A 21153-nucleotide genomic window follows, 5' to 3' on the forward strand; every position below is an offset into this window, starting at 1 on the left:
TTGGTGCCCGGACTCGGAATCGAACCAAGGACACGGGGATTTTCAATCCCCTGCTCTACCGACTGAGCTATCCGGGCAACGGGGCGCATTAAACCTGATTCGCCTCGTCTCGTCAATCAAATTTCTTCAATTTACTGCAGACTGCACAATCTATCATCACTTTGCCGCTATTGCACGCATTGTCAGGCAAACCAGGCGGTCCAGGCGGCGGAAAGCGGCATTGCCAGAAGGAGTGCTGGAAGCATGTTGACCACCGGGAACATTTTAATGCCACAGATGCGTAATCCGGTTGCCAGCAGCAATAAACCGCCTACGGCGCTGAAGTCTGCCATCATCGACGGTGTGGTCAGCGGTAATATCAGCGCGGCAGCCCACGCCAGCGTTAACTGGATGATCAGTAATGGGATACTAATTACCGACACCGCAATACCCAGCGAGCAGGCGAAGATCATCGCCGTAAAGAAATCAAGAAATGACTTGGCGATTAAAATACTCGGATCGCCGGTCATCCCTTCGTTCATCGCCCCGAAGATCCCGGTGCCGCTGGCGCAAAACAGGACAATAATCGCGACATAATTCTGAATAAAAGATTCATGCGCTGGCTTCTTACGTGAGTGACGAAACAGATTTTGTGCTTTGGCGACTGCTGTATTGACACCTTTCTCCAGCAAACAAATTTCGCCAATTAGAGCGCCAAGTAGCGTAGCTAAAACCATCGCTGGAAGGTTGGCGCATTTCACAACCAGTAAAATACCAATCCCCAGCGATGCCAGACCAAAAATAGATGTCATGGAGACGCGGATACGTTCCGGTAAGCGTTGGCTGAGCAGTGCGCCGAGAACGCCACCCAGTAAGACTGCACTAGCGTTGATAAAAGGGCCGATGACCACAAGAGTTCCTGTTAGCTGTATTGTTTGATTTTCTTATTATGAACTTTTTGCCTTGTTGATGGCTTGTCTGGTCGCAAAGTCCTGGCTTGCACGCTTTAGCGAAAGGTGCCATGATTGCGCGAATTTTCTCCTCTCTGTACGGAGTTTGCCCGATGCACGCCATCTCCTTACATTCTCTCGCTTATCGCCGTTTCGCGCGAAACGTTTCCCTTTCTATGTTACTGCTCATGCGGTGAAGTTAACGCACGCTCACTGCAGGACAACAGTAAAATCAGAGCGTTTCTGCTTTTACTGATGTCTGGCGGTCGGAGCTGGTGACCAGTTTGACCCATATCTCATGGGGCAGGGTTTTCCACCTTGTCCGGTATTCTTACTTCCCCGAAACGGGTTTGCGCTTATGAAATCAATGAATATTGCCGCCAGTAGTGAACTGGTATCCCGACTTTCTTCTCATCGTCGCGTGGTGGCGTTGGGAGATACTGATTTTACGGACGTCGCGGCAGTCGTCATTACCGCTGCGGATAGTCGCAGTGGCATTCTTGCGTTGCTTAAGCGCACCGGTTTTCATCTACCGGTGTTTTTGTATTCCGAACATGCTGTTGAATTACCTGCGGGCGTTACGGCGGTAATCAACGGCAACGAGCAGCAGTGGCTGGAGCTGGAATCCGCAGCCTGTCAGTATGAAGAGAATTTGCTGCCACCGTTTTATGACACGCTGACGCAGTACGTTGAGATGGGCAACAGCACCTTTGCTTGCCCTGGACATCAACATGGTGCGTTTTTTAAAAAGCATCCTGCCGGACGCCATTTTTACGATTTCTTTGGTGAGAACGTCTTTCGCGCCGATATGTGTAACGCTGACGTAAAATTGGGCGATCTGCTTATTCATGAAGGATCGGCGAAAGATGCGCAGAAATTCGCAGCCAAAGTCTTTCATGCCGATAAAACCTATTTTGTGCTGAACGGCACATCGGCAGCGAATAAAGTGGTGACGAATGCGCTGTTAACGCGTGGCGATCTGGTGCTCTTCGACCGTAACAACCATAAGTCGAATCATCACGGCGCGTTGATTCAGGCGGGGGCGACGCCGGTCTATCTGGAAGCTTCACGTAACCCGTTTGGTTTCATTGGCGGTATTGATGCGCACTGTTTTAATGAAGAGTATCTGCGCCAGCAAATTCGCGACGTTGCGCCAGAAAAAGCCGACCTGCCGCGCCCGTTTCGCCTGGCGATTATCCAGCTGGGAACCTATGACGGAACTGTCTATAACGCCCGTCAGGTGATCGATACCGTTGGGCATCTGTGTGATTACATTCTGTTTGATTCCGCGTGGGTCGGTTACGAACAATTTATCCCGATGATGGCGGATAGCTCGCCGCTGCTGTTAGAACTTAACGAAAACGATCCGGGGATTTTTGTGACCCAGTCGGTGCACAAACAGCAGGCTGGATTCTCACAGACGTCGCAGATCCATAAAAAAGATAACCATATCCGCGGACAGGCGCGTTTTTGCCCGCATAAGCGGTTGAATAACGCCTTTATGCTCCATGCTTCTACCAGCCCTTTCTATCCGCTGTTTGCTGCACTGGATGTTAACGCCAAAATTCATGAAGGGGAGAGTGGGCGTCGGCTGTGGGCTGAGTGCGTTGAGTTGGGTATTGAGTCGCGCAAGGCTATTCTTGCGCGCTGTAAGCTGTTCCGCCCGTTTATCCCGCCCGTTGTTGATGGCAAATTGTGGCAGGATTATCCGACATCTGTGTTAGCCAGCGACCGCCGTTTTTTCAGTTTTGAGCCGGGGGCGAAGTGGCACGGCTTTGAAGGATATGCCGCGGATCAGTATTTTGTTGATCCGTGCAAGCTGTTACTCACTACACCAGGTATCAATGCCGAAACTGGCGAATATAGCGACTTTGGCGTTCCGGCGACGATTCTGGCGCACTATCTGCGTGAGAACGGCATTGTGCCGGAGAAGTGCGATCTCAACTCCATTCTGTTCTTATTAACTCCGGCGGAAAGCCACGAGAAGCTGGCACAACTGGTGGCGATGCTGGCGCAATTTGAACAGCATATTGAGGATGACTCGCCGCTGGCTGAGGTGTTGCCGAGCGTTTATAACAAATATCCGGTGCGCTATCGCGACTACACCCTGCGCCAGTTGTGTCAGGAGATGCACGATCTGTATGTCAGTTTCGACGTCAAAGACCTACAAAAAGCGATGTTCCGCCAGCAGAGTTTCCCGTCAGTGGTGATGAACCCCCAGGATGCGCATAGCGCTTATATTCGCGGTGAAGTGGAGTTGGTGCGGATTCGTGATGCCGAAGGGCGAATTGCGGCAGAAGGGGCGTTGCCTTATCCACCTGGCGTGCTTTGCGTGGTACCCGGGGAAGTCTGGGGTGGGGCGGTTCAACGTTATTTCCTTGCACTGGAAGAAGGGGGGAATTTGTTGCCGGGATTTTCGCCGGAGCTGCAAGGTGTTTATAGCGAAACCGATGCGGATGGCATGAAACGGTTGTACGGTTATGTGTTGAAGTAAGAATAAAAAAAACGGGTCACCTTCTGGCGACCCGTTTTTCTTTGCGTAATTAGTGGCTAACTGTCTGTGTGCCTGTCGGGACACGAACGTGTTTATATTTGAACATCGCCATGAACGCGAAGGCCAGAACCACGGAGTAACCAGCGAAAATCAACCATACGGTCTGCCAGTCGGTAATGCCGTTTTGGGTGTACATCTCAACAACTTTACCGCTCACGATGCCGCCGAGGATACAGCCGAAGCCGTTAGTCATCATCAGGAACATCCCTTGTGCACTGGCGCGAATTGCCGGGCTAACTTCTTTTTCGACAAACACCGAACCAGAGATGTTGAAGAAGTCGAATGCGCAACCGTAAACGATCATCGACAGTACCAGCAGTACAGTACCGAACGGAGTCGGGTCGCCGTAAGCAAACAGCGCAAAACGCAGGATCCACGCCACAATACTGATCATCATTACGTTCTTAATACCGTAGCGGCTTAAGAAGAACGGGATGGTCAGAATGAACAGGGTTTCAGAGATCTGCGAAATCGACATGATGATTGACGCATGCTGCACAATAAAGCTGCTGGCAAACATCGGATCTTTGTCGAAGCTGTGCAGGAAGGTATTACCGAACATGTTGGTAATCTGCAGTTCCGCGCCCAGCAGCATTGAGAAGATAAAGAAGATTGCCATACGCTTGTTTTTAAACAGCGCGAATGCATCGAGGCCCAGCAGGGTTGTCCAGCTCTGATTCGCTTGCTGTTTAGCAACCGGAATATGCGGCAGAGTCAGGGTAAACAGAACCAGAATGGCGGAAAGTGCTGCGCCAATATACAGCTGCATGTGGCTTAATTCGAAGCCAGACAGGCTCACCACCCACATTGCCATGATAAAGCCGATGGTGCCCCAGATACGGATTGGCGGGAAGTCAGTAACGATATCCATCCCGGCATTTTGCAGGCGATAGTAAGAGATGGTGTTGATTAACCCAAGCGTTGGCATATAAGCAAACGAGTTAATCAATATCACAAGGAACATCGCCTCCGGTGTCGTGACCTGTGCCGCCATGAACAGCGTGATAGCGCCAATGGTGTGGCAAATGGCATATACCCATTTCGCACTTAACCATTTGTCGGCCACAATCCCCAGCAGCGCAGGCATAAAGACCGCTGCGATACCCAGTGAGCTATAAACTGCGCCAATAGAAGCACCGTCAAACTTCAGGGTAACAAACATATAGGAGCCGAGGGTCGTCAGCCAACTTCCCCACAGACAGAACTGCAGAAAAGAGAGGATTTTCAGCTGCAGCTTAAGATTCATGTTAATTTCCTCACATCGTGATGCGGATGAGTGTTTGAAAAAGCACATTTGACCGTGCGAGATGATGGGATTCTATCAACTTCGCGGACTGGTTTTTTGTTACCTGTGGCAAATAATTGCAAACATTCCCAATTTGCAAAACGAAATTGTGATGTGGATAACATTTTTGCCCCTGAGCATCGTCAGGGGCGGTTAATGGAATTATCGGCGGCGGTAGGATTTTTGCGCGGTATTCACTTTATAAAGATAACGGCGAGATTCCGCAGAGGGATGGCGGGTCGTCAGCGTCTGATAAACATCGCCCGGCGTCATGGTGTTAATAATATTGGCAGCCTGAATCTTATCATTCGAAAAGACTCGCAGCACGCTGCCTGCGCCGCCGTTATAGGCGGTGATGACGGCATAACGCCGCGATGTTGGGTTATCAATTCCGCCGAGATAAACATTGTTCAGCATCGCCAGATACGCGGTGCCGGTATCAATATTGCTGGCAGGATCAAACAAGAAACTGCGGCTCGGCGTGCCGGATTTCCCCTGCGAGCGGAACACATCTTTCCCGGCAGTATGTTGTACCACCTGCATTAATCCCAGCGCATCGGAACGGCTGACCGCATATGGGTTAAAGGAAGATTCGGTCTGCATAATCGCCAGAATCAGCGACTCATCAACGCCATATTTCCGTGACGCCTGGCGGACCATGCCGAGATATTTGTGCGCACGTTTATCAAGGTGGTTCGGCACCATGTTAATGGTAACGCTGTAGATGATACGCAGCCCGTTGCTGCGGCTCTTCAGACGGTTTTTCAGCAGATAATCCGCGAAGTTGCTCGCGCGACCTTCCCAGCGAATCGGCTGCCCGGTGTTGTCCACCACCTGACCGTAAAGGAAAGGTTCTTTCGAAATCGTAATATCATCAACGTCGGAATAGAGATCGACCGAACTCGGATCGTCACCCATCAGCAACGTTTTGATAATTGCCCGGCGCAAATGCGCGGCAGGTTCTGTCCCGGCGATAGTTTCGATAGTAATCGTACCGTCATCGAAGTTGATGTGGCTGCGGGTCTGATATTGATCGGTGTATTTCACGTAGTCCTTAGGACCGGCGATCACCACCTCTTTGAATCCCCAGATGTTCTCAATATTGTGGGCAAATTGCCCCATCAGAATATCAAAACCGTTGGTATCTTTGACCCAGGCTTCGTTATAGGTATCGCCTTTTTTGGTCGTCGAACAGGAGATGAGCAACGGCGCAATCAAAGCCAGCGCGAGATATTTTTTCATCATTCCGGGTGCGTGTTGTGTTTGTTTTTATGCAAGTTGCCGGAGGCGTGCTCCGGCACTGTTTTTATTTTTTATCTTCCGGCGTATAGCCCTCGATATGCACCTCTTTACCCTCGAACAGGAAGTTGACCATCTCCTGCTCCAGCAGCTTGCGGTGCTCGGCATTCATCATGTTGAGTTTCTTTTCATTAATCAGCATGGTTTGTTTGTGCTGCCACTGCGCCCAGGCTTCTTTGGAGATCTCGTTATAGATGCGTTTTCCCAGCTCGCCGGGGTACAGCTGAAAATCCTGACCTTCTGCTTCACGTTGCAGGAAAGTACAAAAAATCGTTCTGCTCATAAATCATCCTCTTTATCGACTCACGCGCTAAACCGGCGCGCCAGTGCGTAACTGCTGTAACAAACGCTCCACGGGAGCCGCCAGGCCAACTGACGGCGGTTGCGCTAAGTTATACCAGAGCGCATTGCCTTCATCCATGCAGCCGGTGAATGACGACACGGGAAGCCACATAGGCACAATATCTAAGTGGAAATGGCTGAAGGTATGCCGAAACGCGGTCAGCTGCGTCAGGTTATCGGCAGCAATCTGCCGTTGCGCCAGCCACTGCCGCAAACTTTCTTCGTCGGCAAACTGCGGGAAACAGTATAAACCGCCCCACAATCCGCTCGGCGGACGCTGCGCCAGCAATACTTCATCTTCGTGCTGTAATAGCAAAAAGTAGCCGGTGCGCTCCGGCAGCGTCTGTTTCGGTTTTTTGCCCGGATAAAGCGCCCAGCTATTGTTGGCGGCGGCAATACATCCGTTTTGTAGCGGACAGAGCGAACATTTCGGTTTCGAGCGCGTACAAATCATCGCACCCAAATCCATCATCGCCTGATTAAACCGTTCCACGCCAACCGCGGGCGTCACCTGCTCGCTCAAACTCCATAATTTATTCTCGACCTCTTTTTTCCCTGGCCAGCCGCTTACAGCATAGCAGCGCGCCAGCACCCGTTTGACGTTACCGTCGAGAATCGGAAAGTGCTTACCCAGAGAAAGCGAGAGAATCGCACCTGCGGTGGAACGCCCGACGCCCGGTAACGCCGCGACTTCTTCAAAGGTTTCCGGGAATTTACCGCCGTGTAAGGTCGCCACTTGTTGTGCCGCTTTATGCAGGTTGCGCGCGCGGGCGTAATAGCCAAGCCCGGTCCACAAGTGGAGAACTTCGTCGAGCGGCGCATTGGCGAGATCGGTCACCGTCGGGAAGCGCGCCATAAAGCGTTCAAAATAGGGGATAACGGTCGCAACCTGAGTTTGTTGCAACATCACTTCTGAGAGCCATACTTTGTAGGGCGTCTTGTCAATTTGCCAGGGCAGCGTTTTCCGCCCGTATTTATCGTACCAGTCCAGAACCTGGGCTGAAAATTGCGACGCTTGCATGGTCACCGAATTCACTGTTGTTGGGGGCAAGATTGCAGCACAGCGACGGCAGGGTGTAAACCGGAACTTTCCGCAGCCACGGCCTTATCATGCTTGCATCCGGCAACTAACTTTGGATAATGCCCGTTTTCAGAACACTTTCACAAGCGACTAAATCTTTATGAAAAACGACGTCATTTCACCGGAATTTGATGAAAACGGCCGCCCACTGCGCCGTATCCGTAGTTTTGTGCGCCGCCAGGGGCGACTGACCAAAGGCCAGGAACATGCGCTGGAAAACTACTGGCCGGTGATGGGCGTTGAGTTCAGCGAAGATATGCTGGATTTCCCCGCGCTTTTTGGCCGTGAAGCGCCGGTGACGCTTGAGATTGGTTTTGGCATGGGGGCGTCGCTGGTGGCAATGGCTAAAGATCGCCCCGAGCAGGACTTCCTCGGCATTGAAGTGCATTCACCGGGCGTTGGTGCGTGCCTGGCTTCTGCGCATGAAGAAGGTTTAAGCAACCTGCGCGTGATGTGTCACGATGCGGTTGAAGTGCTGCATAAAATGATTCCTGACAATTCATTGCGCATGGTGCAGCTCTTTTTCCCTGACCCGTGGCACAAAGCGCGCCATAATAAACGCCGTATCGTTCAGGTGCCGTTTGCCGAACTGGTAAAAAGCAAACTGCAGCTGGGGGGCGTATTCCATATGGCGACCGACTGGGAACCTTATGCGGAACATATGCTTGAAGTGATGTCTTCTATTGACGGTTATAAAAACCTGTCAGAGAGCAATGATTACGTACCGCGTCCGGCATCACGTCCGGTGACGAAATTTGAACAACGTGGTCATCGTCTTGGTCACGGAGTATGGGACTTAATGTTCGAGAGGGTGAAATAATGGCAAAGAACCGTAGCCGTCGTCTGCGTAAAAAAATGCACATCGACGAATTCCAGGAATTAGGATTTTCGGTGGCATGGCGATTCCCGGAAGGTACATCGGAAGAACAGATTGATAAAACCGTTGATGATTTTATTAACGAGGTTATCGAACCGAACAAACTGGCCTTTGACGGCAGCGGTTATCTGGCCTGGGAAGGTCTGATCTGCATGCAGGAAATCGGCAAATGCACCGAAGAACATCAGGCGATTGTGCGTAAGTGGCTGGAAGAGCGCAAACTGGATGAGGTACGCACCAGCGAACTTTTCGACGTTTGGTGGGACTAAGAAAGCATACGGGCGATGACAAATGCAAAACTGCCTGATGCGCTACGCTTATCATGCCTGGAAAGATGCACGATCGAGTAGGCGGGATAAGGTGTTTACGCCGCATCCGGCATGGAAAACGCGTACTTTGTTATCAATCTGGGGCCAGCAAATGCTGGCCTGATTTTTTCTTGAGGGAAGACTATGATGCGCAAAATGCTGCTGGCGGCAGCACTTTCAGTGACGGCAATGACCGCTCACGCCGACTACCAGTGCAGCGTCACGCCGCGTGACGATGTGATTGTCAGCCCGCAAACCGTGCAGGTGAAGGGCGAAAACGGCAATCTGGTGATCACGCCAGACGGCAACGTGATGTATAACGGTAAGCAATATTCCCTGAATGCCGCCCAGCGCGAGCAGGCGAAGGATTATCAGGCTGAACTACGCAGCACGCTGCCGTGGATTGATGAAGGCGCGAAAAGCCGCGTCGAAAAAGCCCGTATTGCGCTGGATAAAATTATCGTTCAGGAGATGGGCGAAAGCAGCAAAATGCGCAGCCGTCTGACCAAACTTGATGCGCAGCTGAAAGAGCAGATGAACCGCATTATCGAAACGCGCAGCGATGGCCTGACGTTTCACTATAAAGCCATTGATCAGGTTCGCGCCGAAGGCCAGCAATTAGTGAATCAGGCAATGGGTGGAATTTTACAGGACAGCATTAATGAAATGGGCGCGAAAGCGGTGCTGAAAAGCGGCGGTAACCCATTACAGAATGTGCTGGGAAGCCTGGGGGGGCTGCAATCCTCAATCCAAACCGAGTGGAAAAAGCAGGAAAAAGATTTCCAGCAGTTTGGCAAAGATGTTTGTAGCCGCGTTGTGACTCTGGAAGATAGCCGCAAAGCCCTGGTCGGGAATTTAAAATAATCCTCTATTTTAAGACGGCATAATACTTTTTTATGCCGTTTAATTCTTCGTTTTGTTACCTGCCTCTAACTTTGTAGATCTCCAAAATATATTCACGTTGTAAATTGTTTAACGTCAAATTTCCCATACAGAGCTAAGGGATAATGCGTAGCGTTCACGTAACTGGAGGAATGAAATGGAGTTTTTCAAAAAGACGGCACTTGCCGCACTGGTTATGGGTTTTAGTGGTGCAGCATTGGCATTACCCAATATCACCATTTTAGCAACCGGCGGGACCATTGCCGGTGGTGGTGACTCCGCAACCAAATCTAACTACACAGCGGGTAAAGTTGGCGTAGAAAATCTGGTTAATGCGGTGCCGCAACTAAAAGACATTGCGAACGTTAAAGGCGAGCAGGTAGTGAATATCGGCTCCCAGGACATGAACGATAATGTCTGGCTGACACTGGCGAAAAAAATTAACACCGACTGCGATAAAACCGACGGCTTCGTCATTACCCACGGTACCGACACGATGGAAGAAACCGCTTACTTCCTCGACCTGACGGTGAAATGCGACAAACCGGTGGTGATGGTCGGCGCAATGCGCCCGTCCACGTCCATGAGCGCAGACGGTCCATTCAACCTGTATAACGCGGTAGTGACCGCAGCTGATAAAGCCTCCGCCAACCGTGGCGTGCTGGTAGTGATGAATGACACCGTGCTTGATGGCCGTGACGTCACCAAAACCAACACCACCGACGTAGCGACCTTCAAGTCTGTTAACTACGGTCCTCTGGGTTACATTCACAACGGTAAGATTGACTACCAGCGTACCCCGGCACGTAAGCATACCAGCGACACGCCATTCGATGTCTCTAAGCTGAATGAACTGCCGAAAGTCGGCATTGTTTATAACTACGCTAACGCATCCGATCTTCCGGCTAAAGCACTGGTAGATGCGGGCTATGATGGCATCGTTAGCGCTGGTGTGGGTAACGGCAACCTGTATAAATCTGTGTTCGACACGCTGGCGACCGCCGCGAAAAACGGTACTGCAGTCGTGCGTTCTTCCCGCGTACCGACGGGCGCTACCACTCAGGATGCCGAAGTGGATGATGCGAAATACGGCTTCGTCGCCTCTGGCACGCTGAACCCGCAAAAAGCGCGCGTTCTGCTGCAACTGGCTCTGACGCAAACCAAAGATCCGCAGCAGATCCAGCAGATCTTCAATCAGTACTAATCGCCTCGCCCCGGTATCGTGCCGGGGCTTTTTCACTTCAGACTCACGTCCATTGCCAATTTTAATTACCCTAATGATAATCACCGGAATAAATTATTCCGCGCGAGGGTTTTCGGGTGAAAAAGCAATGGATTGTTGGCACGGCACTGCTTATGTTGATGACTGGTAATGCCTGGGCAGATGGCGAACCGCCAACTGAAAATATCTTAAAAGATCAATTCAAAAAGCAGTATCACGGCATTCTCAAGCTTGATGCTATCACCTTAAAAAATCTTGATGCTAAGGGTAATCAGGCCACCTGGTCAGCGGAAGGCGATGTCTCTTCCAGTGACGATCTCTATACCTGGGTCGGTCAGTTGGCAGATTACGAACTGCTCGAACAGACCTGGACGAAAGATAAACCGGTAAAATTCTCGGCGATGTTAACCAGTAAAGGAACGCCCGCGTCTGGCTGGTCGGTGAACTTTTACTCTTTTCAGGCGGCAGCCAGCGATCGTGGGCGGGTGGTCGACGATATCAAAACGAATAATAAATATCTGATCGTGAATAGCGAAGATTTCAATTATCGCTTTAGTCAGCTTGAATCTGCGTTGAATACCCAGAAGAACTCGATTCCTGCGCTGGAAAAGGAAGTGAAAGCGCTTGATAAGCAAATGGTGGCGGCGCAGAAAGCAGCGGATGCATATTGGGGAAAAGATGCAAACGGTAAGCAAATGACCCGCGAAGAAGCCTTTAAAAAAATTCACCAACAGCGTGATGAGTTTAATAAACAGAACGATAGCGAGGCGTTCGCGGTTAAATATGACAAAGAGGTTTATCAACCGGCGATTGCGGCATGTCATAAACAGAGTGAAGAGTGTTATGAAGTGCCGATTCAGCAGAAACGAGATTTCGATATCAACGAACAACGGCGACAGACTTTTCTGCAATCACAAAAACTCAGCCGTAAATTGCAGGATGACTGGGTAACGCTCGAAAAAGGGCAATATCCGTTAACGATGAAAGTTTCAGAAATAAACAGTAAAAAAGTCGCGATTTTGATGAAAATTGACGATATCAACCAAGCTAATGAACGCTGGAAAAAAGATACCGAACAACTGCGGCGCAATGGGGTGATTAAGTAAGTTTGATATAGTGCACGATTTGTAGCAGGATGCGGCGTTGACCCCGCATCCGGCAATCAACGTCTGATGCGACGCTTGCGCGTCTTATCAGACCTACAACCGCTGCCACATGTCGGCTGGATAAGGCGTTCACGCCGCATCCGGCAATACAAGTTTACTCAGCCAGAAAAAGCTCCAGCAGCGAATTTAAAAACAGCTTCCCATGTTCCGTTATCTGCCAGTAATCCGCACATTCGGTGAGATAACCCTGGGCAATCGCCTCGTCTAACTGTGGGCGAATCACATCTTCGCAAAGCCCGGTATACGCAATAAACTCCACGCGCGGCGCGGCCTCCAGCAGACGGAAGCGATTCATAAAGAACTCAAACGGCTTATCTGCGGCTTCGACATCACGCTGGCTTTCCAGATACCTTCCTTGCATAAAACCACGCGGATGACGCGTTTTAGTGGTACGCAGAATGCGCCCATCCGGGAAGGTCACTTTGCCGTGCGCGCCGCAGCCAATACCGATGTAGTCGCCAAAGCGCCAGTAGTTGAGATTGTGCTGGCACTGATAACTGGGTTTGGCGTAAGCGGAAGTTTCATATTGCTGATAACCCGCTGCGGTTAATAACTGATGCCCCTGTTCGAATATATCCCACAGCGCGTCGTCGTCCGGCAGTACCGGCGGGCGTGAACCAAACAGCGTATTAGGTTCGATGGTCAGTTGATACCAGGAAAGATGCGGCGGATTCAGTTCAATGGCCTGGCGTAGATCGCCAAGCGCCTCTTCCAGTGATTGATCCGGTAGTCCATGCATCAAATCGAGGTTAAAGCTACGCAGCCCCAGCCCGCTCGCCAGCTTTGCCGCGCGTTTCGCTTCTTGCGGGCCATGAATACGCCCAAGTCGTTTCAGCTTGTCTTCGCTAAAACTCTGCACACCAATAGAGATGCGGTTCACACCAGCACGCTGATAATCGACAAAGCGATCGGCTTCTACCGTACCAGGGTTCGCTTCCATAGTAATTTCTGCATCCGCTGCCAGCGGCAAACGCGCACGCACGCCGTCCAGCAGCGTTTGCATCGCCGGGCCGGAAAGCAGGCTCGGCGTACCACCGCCAATAAAGATTGTCTTTACTTCACGGCCCTGAGCGTAAGCCACATCGTTGTCCAGATCGCAAAGCAGATGCTGAACGTAATCGTCGTGCGGCACTTCTCCTTTCAACGCGTGAGAGTTGAAATCGCAGTACGGGCATTTCTGCACGCACCACGGGATGTGAATGTAGAGACTCAGCGGCGGTAATTTAACCATTACGTAAAGCGTCCAGCAGCAGTTTCAATGCCTGACCACGGTGGGAAATGGCGCTCTTTTCTTCGCGGGTCAGTTCGGCGGCGGTTTTCCCTTCGGAAGGTACGAAGAAGATTGGATCATAACCAAAGCCACCAGTGCCCGCTGGTTCACGAGTAATCACGCCCGGCCAGCTACCGTGGCATACCAGCGGAGTCGGATCTTCCGCGTGACGCAGATATACCAGCACGCAGTGGAAACGCGCCTGACGTTGGTCATCCTGTACGTCTTTCAGTGTTTCCAGCAGTTTTTGCAGATTCTTTAGATCGGTCGCGTCTTCACCGGAATAACGCGCGGAGTAAATGCCCGGCGCGCCGCCAAGCACATCTACCGCCAGACCAGAGTCGTCGGCAATTGCCGGTAAACCGGTCACTTTTGCCGCATGGCGCGCTTTCAGAATCGCGTTTTCGATAAAGGTCAGGCCGGTTTCTTCAGCGGAATCTACGCCGAGGTCTGTTTGGGCCACGATATCAAGACCGAAGTCGCTAAGCAGCGACGCCAGCTCACGCACTTTACCGGCATTGCCGGTTGCGAGGACAACTTTTTGCATAGGATACCTAATTAATTAACGCCGCGATTTCTGGCGGGATTTGTTGCGGATTAATGATTTTAATTTGTTTGTGGCGGCCAAGTTCGCCTTTTTCAATCACCACCTGGCTTTTGGCAACCCGGAATTGCTTACCGAGAAACTTCACCAGATGACTGTTGGCCTGACCGTCAACCGGCGGCGCGGTAATGGCGACTTTAACTTCGTCGCCATGTAAACCGACAATAGAATCACGGCTGGCTTTCGGCTGAATATAGAGCCGTAAAACCAGACCGTCATCATTAACTGTTACGGCACTCATAACGCCATCCACAGCCCCGGCAGCAGCATGTTTCCGGTTGCCTGTAATACTTCTGCGACACCCATATTGATGACATACAGCAGCAGAACGAGGATCATCGGCGAGAAATCAATCCCACCCATTGCCGGTAGCAGGCGGCGAATCGGGCGCAGCAGCGGATCGGCCAGCTGAATCAGCACGTATTCAATCGGACTACGACCCTGGCTTACCCAGCTCATAATCGCCATCACCAGCAGGACCCAGAAAATCAGCAGGCCGATGGTTTTCAGCAGAATCAGTAAACCGGCAATCCAGATGATTGGCAGGAAGGTCACCACTTTAAACAGCACGATGGCTTTGATAAAACTGAGAATGTACGCAACCAGCAGCGAGGCGCTATCAATGGGACCCATTGCCGGAATAACGCGGCGCAGTGGCCCGATAATTGGCTGTGTTACCTTCACTACAAACTGTGAGAAGGGGTTGTAAAAATCACAATGAGCCCACTGCATCCAGATGCGTAATAACAGCACCATGGTATACAGCTCAATGACCGTTGAAAGCAGGAAAGTCAACGTATTCATGGCGTTCCTTTAATTCCTTATTTTTTAGAGTAATCACGCGCACCAAAAATTGCAGTGCCGATACGAACCATCGTGCTACCTGCCGCAATGGCGGCTTCCATATCGTCCGACATTCCCAGAGAGAGCGTGTCGATATGCGGGTAGCGCGTTTTCAGTCCGGCAAATGCTACAGCCATTTGGCGTGCAACTTCAAACTGCCTTACATATTCTGACTCAGGCGCAGGGATTGCCATCAGCCCGCGCAGACGTAAACGCGGTAGTTCAGCGACCGCCGCTGCCAGCTCGTCCAGTTCTGCCAGTTGAATCCCGGACTTACTGTTTTCATCACTAATATTAATTTGAATCAGTACGTTAAGAGGGGGAAGTTCTGCCGGGCGCTGATCGTTGAGGCGGGTAGCAATGCGCAAACGGTCGATGGTATGACACCAGTCGAAATGCTCTGCCACCAGGCGGCTTTTATTAGACTGCAACGGGCCAATAAAATGCCATTCTAATCCTGTTACGCCCAGTTCCTGAAAGTGGCGAATTTTATCTACCCCTTCCTGAACGTAGTTTTCACCAAATTGACGCTGCCCGGCATCAATGGCTTCTGCGATGGCGCTCGCAGGTTTTGTTTTACTGACTGCAAGCAGCGTAATTTCTTCTGGAGAACGGCCGCAACGCGTTGCAGCCGCTGAGATTTTGTCCCGGACCTGTGCCAGGTTATGCGCAATATCGTTCATTTTCCGAGGATCTTAGTATGAATATGGAAGAAATTGTGGCCCTTAGTGTAAAGCATAACGTCTCGGATCTACACCTGTGCAGCGCCTGGCCCGCACGATGGCGCATTCGCGGGCTAATGGAAGCTGCGCCGTTTGATGCGCCGGACGTCGAAGAGCTACTGCGGGAGTGGCTGGATGACGATCAGCGGGCAATATTGCTGGAAAATGGCCAGCTGGATTTTGCCGTGTCGCTGGCGGAAAACCAGCGGTTGCGTGGCAGTGCGTTCGCGCAACGGCAAGGTATTTCTCTGGCATTACGGTTGTTACCTTCGCACTGTCCACAGCTCGAACAGCTTGGCGCACCAACGGTATTGCCGGAATTACTCAAGAGCGAGAATGGCCTGATTCTGGTGACGGGGGCGACGGGGAGCGGCAAATCTACCACGCTGGCGGCGATGGTTGGCTATCTCAATCAACATGCCGATGCGCATATTCTGACGCTGGAAGATCCTGTTGAATATATCTATGCCAGCCAGCGATGTTTGATCCAGCAGCGGGAAATTGGTTTGCACTGTATGACGTTCGCATCGGGATTGCGGGCCGCATTGCGGGAAGATCCTGATGTGATTTTGCTCGGAGAGCTGCGTGACAGCGAGACAATCCGTCTGGCACTGACGGCGGCAGAAACCGGGCATTTGGTGCTGGCAACATTACATACGCGTGGTGCCGCGCAGGCAGTTGAGCGACTGGTGGATTCATTTCCGGCGCAGGAAAAAGATCCCGTACGTAATCAACTGGCAGGTAGTTTACGGGCCGTGTTGTCACAAAAGCTGGAAGTGGATAAACAGGAAGGACGCGTGGCGCTGTTTGAATTATTGATTAACACTCCCGCGGTGGGGAATTTGATTCGCGAAGGGAAAACCCACCAGTTACCGCATGTTATTCAAACCGGGCAGCAGGTGGGGATGTTAACGTTTCAGCAGAGTTATCAGCAGCGGGTGGGGGAAGGGCGTTTGTGACGTTGCCATGCCCGATGCGCAAGTTTATAGGGCCTATAAAGGCAATAAATGTCTGATGCGACGCTAACGCGTCTTATCAGACCTACAGCCGCTGCCAGATGTGTACTGGATAAGGCGTTCACGCCGCATCCGGCAAGATGGCGGTAACGACTATCCGCCAGGCTTTTAGATCGCCTTAATATCCCTGCTCGAAATAGCTTTCGAGAATAATAACCGCAGAGGCAGAGTCGACTTTGCCTTTGTTGAGCGCCCGATAGCCGCCCTGTTCAAACAGACCGGAACGGGCTTCCACGGTGCTAAGACGTTCGTCATGGAGTTTTACTTCAACACCGAAACGACCATGAATACGGTTGGCAAATTTACGCGCTCTGGCAGTCAATGGTTGCTCGGTGCCGTCCATATTCAGCGGCAAACCGACGATGATTTCGTCCGGCTGCCACTCTTTCAGTAAACGTTCGATGAGGTTCCAGTCCGGCGTACCGTCCTGTGCTTTAATTGCAGGCAAAGGGCGAGCAGTGCCGGTAATGCGTTGGCCGACCGCTACGCCAATGCTTTTGGTGCCGAAGTCGAAGGCGAGTAAGGTTCCACTCATCAGGCGTGCCCTGCCACACCAGGCATGGTGAGAATATCCACACCAATCAGTTTTGCCGCCTCGCGCCAGCGGTCGGCAATCGGCGTTTTGAACAGAATATTCAGATCCGCCGGGGCCGTTAGCCACGCGTTATCGAGAATTTCTTGTTCCAGTTGACCTTTTTCCCAGGAGGCATAACCCAGAGCCACCAATACGTCAGACGGTTGTTTATCGGTGCCGAGCGTTTCCAGCACATCGCGGGAAGTGGTCATCACTGTGTTGTCTGAAATGCGAATGCTGGAAGCAAAATTGGAGGGCGGAGTATGCAAAATAAACCCGCGATCTTCAGCCAGCGGACCGCCGAGCATAACCGGTTTATCCAGACGGATTGATTCATCACGCGGCTCCGGCGTGATCTTCAGCTTTTCCAGAATCCCTTCAATTTTGAGATTTTCCAGCGGCTTGTTGACGATGATCCCCATTGCACCATTGGTATTATGTTCGCAAATGTAGACCACGGAACGACGGAAAATCGGATCCTGGAGAGCAGGCATGGCAATAAGAAAGTGATGCTGTAAATTCATTGTCAGAGGTTCTGTTTCCTGGTTCAAAAAAGCAACAACGCCCAGTATGCGTGGAAAGAAGGGCGCTGTCACTCAGAGTCTCAACGAGATCCTTCTCGCTAAGGTGGGTTACTGCTGCTGTAAACGTGCTTCGATGGCATCCATTAACATTCCGGTGATCGACACCGGAAACTCTGCTTCAATCTCACGAATACAGGTTGGGCTGGTGACGTTAATTTCAGTCAGACGGTCGCCGATGATATCCAGACCAACAAAAATCAGCCCTTTTTCTTTCAGCGCCGGCCCGATCTGACGGGCGATTTTCCAGTCACTTTCCGTCAGCGGACGAGGTTCACCGCGACCACCGGCAGCCAGATTGCCACGGGTTTCGCCCCCCTGCGGAATACGCGCCAGGCAGTACGGTACCGGCTCGCCATCCACCACCAGCACGCGTTTGTCGCCATCTTTAATGGCTGGCAGGTAATTTTGCGCCATGCAGTAGCGAGTGCCATGCTCAGTCAGGGTTTCGGCAATCACGCCGAGGTTTGGATCGCCTTCTTTCACGCGGAAAATCGACGCGCCGCCCATACCGTCCAGCGGCTTAAGAATGATGTCGCTGTGTTTCTCCCAGAACGCTTTTAGCTGCGCTTTATTGCGCGTAACCAGCGTTTCTGGCGTTAAGTCAGAGAACCAGGCGGTAAACAGTTTCTCGTTACAGTCGCGCAGGCTCTGCGGCTTGTTAACGATCAGCGTCCCTTTCTCTTCGGCACGTTCCAGAATATAGGTCGCGTAGATAAACTCGGTATCAAACGGCGGGTCTTTACGCATCAGGATCACATCGAGATCGGCCAGCGGCAGATCCTGTTCACCGACGAATGAAAACCACTCTTCGTAGTTCTGCTTCACGTTCAGCGTGCGGGTATGGGCGCGGGCTTCGCCATTGATCAGATACAGATCGCCCATCTCCATATAGTGAAGTTCGTAACCACGACGCTGTGCTTCCAGCAACATAGCGAAACTGGAATCTTTCTTGATGTTGATGTTTGCGATGGGGTCCATCACGATGCCGAGCTTGATCATTATTCTTCTCCGTTAGCCCAAATCGCCAAATCGTACTTGTAGCGCGGTAATGGCGGTGAGCGCAGTTGTTTCTGTACGCAAAACGCGAGGTCCCAACAGGATATCAGTAAATTGATAGCGGGCAGTCATGGCAATTTCATCTGCCGATAAACCGCCTTCCGGGCCAATCAGCAGGCGGACGCGTTCCACCGGTAACGGCAACGTATTGATGCTGTTACTGGCGCGCGGGTGAAGATTCAGTTTCAGTCCTTCATCCTGCTCTGCACACCAGGCTTCCAGATCCATCGCTGGGCGGATTTCCGGCACCCGGTTACGACCACACTGCTCACAGGCAGCAATTGCAATCTTCTGCCACTGCTGGAGCTTCTTGTTCAGACGTTCACTATCCAGTTTAACGCCGCAGCGCTCAGAAAAAAGTGGCGTAATGAGGCTTACACCGAGTTCGATCGATTTCTGGATCGTAAATTCCATTTTTTCACCACGCGACATCACCTGACCGAGGTGAATATGCAGCGGAGATTCGCGATCGTCGATCTTGCCTTCCAGCACCTTCACTTCCACGCTTTTTTTGCTGGCGCTGGTAATTTCGGCGTCAAAGACCTGGTTGCTACCGTCAAACAATTGCAACGCCTGCCCCGGCCCCATGCGCAGTACGCGCCCGATATGGTTGGCGGCATCTTCGCAAAGCGCGATGTGAGAATGGCTGGTCAGTGGTTCAGGATGATAAATGCGGGGGATACGCATAGTTAAAAATCCGCGTCGTCTCCCCACGCGGTTGTACGCGTGGGGTAGGGGTTAACAAAAAGAGTCCCGCTAGTGTAGGTTAGCTCTTTCGCGCCTGGCAAGCGCGTTGCACATACGGGTTATGATTGCCTTGCACCTTCGCGATGCGTTCATCGCGCTCGCACTCCCAGTCGGTAACCGGATACATCTTGTTCCATGCGTTGAACAGCTGCGTTTGCTGGCGAGAGAGTGTCAGGTTGTATTGGTCGCGCATATAGAAGTAGGTGCGCGCAATGGCACCGCGTGCACGCGCTGGTGGTTCGGCAGCTTTTTCTTTGAAATCGACCTTCATGGCGCATTGACCGTACTGGCCTTCGCCGCCATTCCACTGGCTGTACATAAAGTTGCCGCGATCGCCATTCACCTCACCGACTGACGGCTGCAGGTTATGCATATCGCTTTCCATCTTGCGATAGACCGGATCTTTAGCGCAGTTTTTACGTCCACCGTCCTGCCAGCACTGGCGCTGGTGACCGAACTGCCAGGCGGGAACGACGTGTTCCCACTCTACGCGGCTGGCTCGGTTTTCATTTTTGCGCACCTGATAGCCGCACGATTGCAGATCAACAACGCCTTTTTTGCCCTGCCAGTTAATTTTACATCCGCAATAAAACGTACCGGGCGCGTCAGCGTGGACTTTTACCGCCGCGGCTTTCGCCTGAGAAAAACTATTGATACCTTCGGCCAACGCCGGGCCGGAAAATGCTGCGCTCAGTACCACCGCAGCAATAGACAAATAACGGTACATCACTTACTCCGTGTTAAAACGAGCCAGCAACGTAGCGAAAGTTGTTTTGGTATGCAATCAGCCAGATCAGGAAAGTTCCTGATAGTTCAGATGGTTATTTCGCAACCAGCTGTTCACCGCAGTGAACACAGCGATAGACGGCCTCGCCACGAACTACGCGATTATGGCGGCGTACGGTAAGCTGATGCTCCTGGCACTTGCAGCGGTAGGGGAAGGTGTTGCGACGCACGGATTGCAGTTCGAACTGATGCGTACGACGGGCGGGAACGCCCAGCACGCTTTCCATCATCCACTTCCACTCTTTGCCATGTGGCGCTACGCGGCCGAAATGTTTCCATACCAGCAAATGTGCCAGTTCGTGCGGTACCACTTCTTCAATAAAAGCTTCACTGTTTTCCAACAGCAAAACGGGATTGAGGCGGATTTCATAGCTTTCCAGCCAGGCTGTTCCGGCGGAGGTTCCGCGCTGGGTGTAAGAGAGTTTTGGCTCCGGGTAGTTACGCCCTAGCTTCAGGTTGGCCTGGGCGAGTTTTTCCCGCAGGCGGCGCATAACGGCCTGCTGGATGGCGATAGGGAGACGGGATGTTTTCATAGCGGCAGAGGATAGAGCGAAGAAAAGATGACTGCAAGAGGTGGCTTCCTCCGCGATGGGAGGAAGCCTGAGGAGATTAATCGTGAGCGCCGATTTCGCGCAGTTTACGACCTTTCATCAGATTACGTTCAATATGTTCCAGCGAAACGTGTTTGGTTTCCGGTACCAGCCACAATGTCAGCAGGATAAACAGTACGTTCAGAGCCGCATACACCCAGAAGGTGTTGGCGTTACCCAGCGTGTTGAGCATGGTCAGGAACGTTGCGCCAACGATCATGTTGGCAATCCAGTTGGTGGCGGTGGAGCAGGTGATGCCAAAATCGCGGCCTTTCAGCGGCTGAATTTCGGAGCACAGTACCCAAATCAGCGGACCGGCACTCATGGCAAAACCGACAATAAACATCAGCAGCATGGCGATGGCGAAATACTGCGCTGACGGAGAGTGAATACCGATATGCATCATTGTACCGAGC

24 protein-coding genes, 1 tRNA gene and 1 pseudogene are annotated in these 21153 nt (G+C 51.8%); 8 read left to right on the forward strand and 18 right to left on the reverse strand.

Translation table 11 applies throughout. The features are described from left to right. Position 1: 1 nt before the first annotated feature. Together QZF50_RS15090 and QZF50_RS15095 are read right to left on the reverse strand one after the other, a co-directional pair. Positions 2-77: transfer RNA gene (locus QZF50_RS15090), tRNA-Phe, on the reverse strand. Between the two features lie 105 nt (positions 78-182). Further along, positions 183-890, reverse strand: a complete 708-nt coding sequence (locus QZF50_RS15095) for a DUF554 domain-containing protein (RefSeq protein ID WP_000234514.1) — start codon at positions 888-890, stop codon at positions 183-185. Between the two features lie 152 nt (positions 891-1042). Here QZF50_RS15095 and yqgH point away from each other — a divergent pair, with 152 nt between their 5' ends. Next, positions 1043-1126: a protein YqgH gene (gene yqgH, locus QZF50_RS15100; protein ID WP_211180506.1), complete on the forward strand. Its 84-nt coding sequence runs from the start codon at positions 1043-1045 to the stop codon at positions 1124-1126. Positions 1127-1287: 161 nt separating this feature from the next. Then, entirely contained in the window at positions 1288-3423 is a 2136-nt protein-coding gene (speC, locus tag QZF50_RS15105) for an ornithine decarboxylase (protein ID WP_001472260.1), read from the forward strand. Positions 3424-3472: 49 nt separating this feature from the next. Here speC and nupG read toward each other — a convergent pair whose 3' ends face one another. The 4 genes from nupG to mutY all read right to left on the reverse strand — a co-directional run bounded on the left by nupG (position 3473) and on the right by mutY (position 7430). Continuing rightward, on the reverse strand, positions 3473-4729 hold the full coding sequence (nupG, locus tag QZF50_RS15110; RefSeq protein WP_001049791.1) for a nucleoside permease NupG: 1257 nt from the start codon (positions 4727-4729) through the stop codon (positions 3473-3475). Between the two features lie 201 nt (positions 4730-4930). Continuing rightward, the gene (gene mltC / locus QZF50_RS15115) at positions 4931-6010 is read right to left on the reverse strand and encodes a membrane-bound lytic murein transglycosylase MltC (protein ID WP_000760323.1); all 1080 of its coding nucleotides are present in this window, start codon (positions 6008-6010) and stop codon (positions 4931-4933) included. Between the two features lie 64 nt (positions 6011-6074). Further along, positions 6075-6350 carry an oxidative damage protection protein gene (locus tag QZF50_RS15120; RefSeq protein ID WP_000091700.1) on the reverse strand — a complete coding sequence of 92 codons (276 nt, stop codon included), beginning with the start codon at positions 6348-6350 and terminating at the stop codon, positions 6075-6077. Positions 6351-6377: 27 nt separating this feature from the next. Then, entirely contained in the window at positions 6378-7430 is a 1053-nt protein-coding gene (gene mutY / locus QZF50_RS15125; protein WP_001321419.1) for an A/G-specific adenine glycosylase, read from the reverse strand. Positions 7431-7590: 160 nt separating this feature from the next. On the opposite strand from mutY, the gene trmB reads away from it, so the two are divergent. The 5 genes from trmB (at position 7591) to QZF50_RS15150 (ending at position 11885) form a co-directional block, all read left to right on the forward strand. Continuing rightward, complete coding sequence (trmB, locus tag QZF50_RS15130) at positions 7591-8310, forward strand: tRNA (guanosine(46)-N7)-methyltransferase TrmB (RefSeq protein ID WP_000786911.1); 720 nt, start codon at positions 7591-7593, stop codon at positions 8308-8310. Further along, positions 8310-8636, forward strand: a complete 327-nt coding sequence (locus QZF50_RS15135; RefSeq protein ID WP_001107564.1) for a YggL family protein — start codon at positions 8310-8312, stop codon at positions 8634-8636. Before trmB ends, QZF50_RS15135 begins: the two co-directional genes overlap by 1 nt. A gap of 183 nt (positions 8637-8819) precedes the next feature. Next, positions 8820-9539, forward strand: coding sequence for a DUF2884 domain-containing protein (locus QZF50_RS15140; RefSeq protein WP_000984796.1), 720 nt, complete (start codon positions 8820-8822; stop codon positions 9537-9539). Positions 9540-9714: 175 nt separating this feature from the next. Then, the gene (gene ansB / locus QZF50_RS15145; protein WP_000394125.1) at positions 9715-10761 is read left to right on the forward strand and encodes an L-asparaginase 2; all 1047 of its coding nucleotides are present in this window, start codon (positions 9715-9717) and stop codon (positions 10759-10761) included. A 116-nt stretch (positions 10762-10877) separates the two neighbouring features. Beyond that, positions 10878-11885 carry a DUF1202 family protein gene (locus QZF50_RS15150; RefSeq protein WP_000745217.1) on the forward strand — a complete coding sequence of 336 codons (1008 nt, stop codon included), beginning with the start codon at positions 10878-10880 and terminating at the stop codon, positions 11883-11885. Between the two features lie 154 nt (positions 11886-12039). Here QZF50_RS15150 and hemW read toward each other — a convergent pair whose 3' ends face one another. From hemW to yggS, 5 genes are read right to left on the reverse strand one after another with little or no spacing between them, the layout of a single operon-like run. Continuing rightward, positions 12040-13176 (reverse strand): radical SAM family heme chaperone HemW, encoded by a 1137-nt coding sequence (gene hemW, locus QZF50_RS15155; RefSeq protein WP_000239917.1) that lies wholly within the window; start codon positions 13174-13176, stop codon positions 12040-12042. Further along, positions 13169-13762, reverse strand: coding sequence for an RdgB/HAM1 family non-canonical purine NTP pyrophosphatase (locus QZF50_RS15160; protein WP_001174745.1), 594 nt, complete (start codon positions 13760-13762; stop codon positions 13169-13171). The genes hemW and QZF50_RS15160 overlap by 8 nt, the downstream gene beginning before the upstream one ends. Before the next feature lie 7 nt (positions 13763-13769). Further along, positions 13770-14060, reverse strand: coding sequence for a DUF167 family protein YggU (yggU, locus tag QZF50_RS15165; protein ID WP_001277222.1), 291 nt, complete (start codon positions 14058-14060; stop codon positions 13770-13772). Further along, positions 14057-14623 carry an osmotic shock tolerance protein YggT gene (gene yggT, locus QZF50_RS15170; protein WP_001094831.1) on the reverse strand — a complete coding sequence of 189 codons (567 nt, stop codon included), beginning with the start codon at positions 14621-14623 and terminating at the stop codon, positions 14057-14059. Before yggT ends, yggU begins: the two co-directional genes overlap by 4 nt. 17 nt (positions 14624-14640) lie before the next feature. Further along, a complete protein-coding gene (gene yggS, locus QZF50_RS15175) occupies positions 14641-15345 on the reverse strand; it encodes a pyridoxal phosphate homeostasis protein (RefSeq protein ID WP_000997795.1) in 705 nt (234 codons plus the stop codon). A gap of 17 nt (positions 15346-15362) precedes the next feature. Here yggS and QZF50_RS15180 point away from each other — a divergent pair, with 17 nt between their 5' ends. Further along, the gene (locus QZF50_RS15180) at positions 15363-16343 is read left to right on the forward strand and encodes a type IV pilus twitching motility protein PilT (protein WP_001055620.1); all 981 of its coding nucleotides are present in this window, start codon (positions 15363-15365) and stop codon (positions 16341-16343) included. 175 nt (positions 16344-16518) lie between these two features. On the opposite strand, the gene ruvX is transcribed toward QZF50_RS15180, so the two are convergent. The 7 genes and pseudogenes from ruvX to galP all read right to left on the reverse strand — a co-directional run. Continuing rightward, positions 16519-16935 (reverse strand): Holliday junction resolvase RuvX, encoded by a 417-nt coding sequence (ruvX, locus tag QZF50_RS15185; RefSeq protein WP_000017111.1) that lies wholly within the window; start codon positions 16933-16935, stop codon positions 16519-16521. Next, complete coding sequence (locus QZF50_RS15190; RefSeq protein ID WP_001053178.1) at positions 16935-17498, reverse strand: YqgE/AlgH family protein; 564 nt, start codon at positions 17496-17498, stop codon at positions 16935-16937. The genes ruvX and QZF50_RS15190 overlap by 1 nt, the downstream gene beginning before the upstream one ends. Before the next feature lie 108 nt (positions 17499-17606). After that, entirely contained in the window at positions 17607-18557 is a 951-nt protein-coding gene (gene gshB / locus QZF50_RS15195; protein WP_000593270.1) for a glutathione synthase, read from the reverse strand. A 12-nt stretch (positions 18558-18569) separates the two neighbouring features. Beyond that, on the reverse strand, positions 18570-19301 hold the full coding sequence (rsmE, locus tag QZF50_RS15200) for a 16S rRNA (uracil(1498)-N(3))-methyltransferase (protein ID WP_001222508.1): 732 nt from the start codon (positions 19299-19301) through the stop codon (positions 18570-18572). A 79-nt stretch (positions 19302-19380) separates the two neighbouring features. Then, positions 19381-20088 (reverse strand): deoxyribonuclease I, encoded by a 708-nt coding sequence (gene endA / locus QZF50_RS15205; protein ID WP_000286500.1) that lies wholly within the window; start codon positions 20086-20088, stop codon positions 19381-19383. A gap of 94 nt (positions 20089-20182) precedes the next feature. Further along, positions 20183-20680: a SprT family zinc-dependent metalloprotease gene (locus QZF50_RS15210; RefSeq protein ID WP_000858396.1), complete on the reverse strand. Its 498-nt coding sequence runs from the start codon at positions 20678-20680 to the stop codon at positions 20183-20185. A gap of 76 nt (positions 20681-20756) precedes the next feature. Then, positions 20757-21153, reverse strand: a pseudogene (gene galP, locus QZF50_RS15215) (galactose/proton symporter); the annotation flags it as partial.

The sequence above is a fragment of the uncultured Escherichia sp. genome, assembly GCF_948475835.1.
In the GTDB taxonomy this organism is placed as follows: Bacteria; Pseudomonadota; Gammaproteobacteria; order Enterobacterales; family Enterobacteriaceae; genus ECMA0423.

Excerpts from the sequence above, each read along its gene's own strand:
- QZF50_RS15190 (WP_001053178.1), bottom strand. The coding sequence starts at position 17,498 with ATGAATTTACAGCATCACTTTCTTATTGCCATGCCTGCTCTCCAGGAT.
- ruvX (WP_000017111.1), bottom strand. The coding sequence starts at position 16,935 with ATGAGTGGAACCTTACTCGCCTTCGACTTCGGCACCAAAAGCATTGGC.
- trmB (WP_000786911.1), top strand. The coding sequence starts at position 7,591 with ATGAAAAACGACGTCATTTCACCGGAATTTGATGAAAACGGCCGCCCA.
- yggS (WP_000997795.1), bottom strand. The coding sequence starts at position 15,345 with ATGAACGATATTGCGCATAACCTGGCACAGGTCCGGGACAAAATCTCA.
- QZF50_RS15160 (WP_001174745.1), bottom strand. The coding sequence starts at position 13,762 with ATGCAAAAAGTTGTCCTCGCAACCGGCAATGCCGGTAAAGTGCGTGAG.
- mltC (WP_000760323.1), bottom strand. The coding sequence starts at position 6,010 with ATGAAAAAATATCTCGCGCTGGCTTTGATTGCGCCGTTGCTCATCTCC.
- nupG (WP_001049791.1), bottom strand. The coding sequence starts at position 4,729 with ATGAATCTTAAGCTGCAGCTGAAAATCCTCTCTTTTCTGCAGTTCTGT.
- QZF50_RS15180 (WP_001055620.1), top strand. The coding sequence starts at position 15,363 with ATGAATATGGAAGAAATTGTGGCCCTTAGTGTAAAGCATAACGTCTCG.
- rsmE (WP_001222508.1), bottom strand. The coding sequence starts at position 19,301 with ATGCGTATCCCCCGCATTTATCATCCTGAACCACTGACCAGCCATTCT.
- endA (WP_000286500.1), bottom strand. The coding sequence starts at position 20,088 with ATGTACCGTTATTTGTCTATTGCTGCGGTGGTACTGAGCGCAGCATTT.
- QZF50_RS15210 (WP_000858396.1), bottom strand. The coding sequence starts at position 20,680 with ATGAAAACATCCCGTCTCCCTATCGCCATCCAGCAGGCCGTTATGCGC.
- yggT (WP_001094831.1), bottom strand. The coding sequence starts at position 14,623 with ATGAATACGTTGACTTTCCTGCTTTCAACGGTCATTGAGCTGTATACC.
- QZF50_RS15140 (WP_000984796.1), top strand. The coding sequence starts at position 8,820 with ATGATGCGCAAAATGCTGCTGGCGGCAGCACTTTCAGTGACGGCAATG.
- mutY (WP_001321419.1), bottom strand. The coding sequence starts at position 7,430 with ATGCAAGCGTCGCAATTTTCAGCCCAGGTTCTGGACTGGTACGATAAA.
- QZF50_RS15135 (WP_001107564.1), top strand. The coding sequence starts at position 8,310 with ATGGCAAAGAACCGTAGCCGTCGTCTGCGTAAAAAAATGCACATCGAC.
- hemW (WP_000239917.1), bottom strand. The coding sequence starts at position 13,176 with ATGGTTAAATTACCGCCGCTGAGTCTCTACATTCACATCCCGTGGTGC.
- gshB (WP_000593270.1), bottom strand. The coding sequence starts at position 18,557 with ATGATCAAGCTCGGCATCGTGATGGACCCCATCGCAAACATCAACATC.
- yqgH (WP_211180506.1), top strand. The coding sequence starts at position 1,043 with ATGCACGCCATCTCCTTACATTCTCTCGCTTATCGCCGTTTCGCGCGA.
- ansB (WP_000394125.1), top strand. The coding sequence starts at position 9,715 with ATGGAGTTTTTCAAAAAGACGGCACTTGCCGCACTGGTTATGGGTTTT.
- QZF50_RS15120 (WP_000091700.1), bottom strand. The coding sequence starts at position 6,350 with ATGAGCAGAACGATTTTTTGTACTTTCCTGCAACGTGAAGCAGAAGGT.
- speC (WP_001472260.1), top strand. The coding sequence starts at position 1,288 with ATGAAATCAATGAATATTGCCGCCAGTAGTGAACTGGTATCCCGACTT.
- yggU (WP_001277222.1), bottom strand. The coding sequence starts at position 14,060 with ATGAGTGCCGTAACAGTTAATGATGACGGTCTGGTTTTACGGCTCTAT.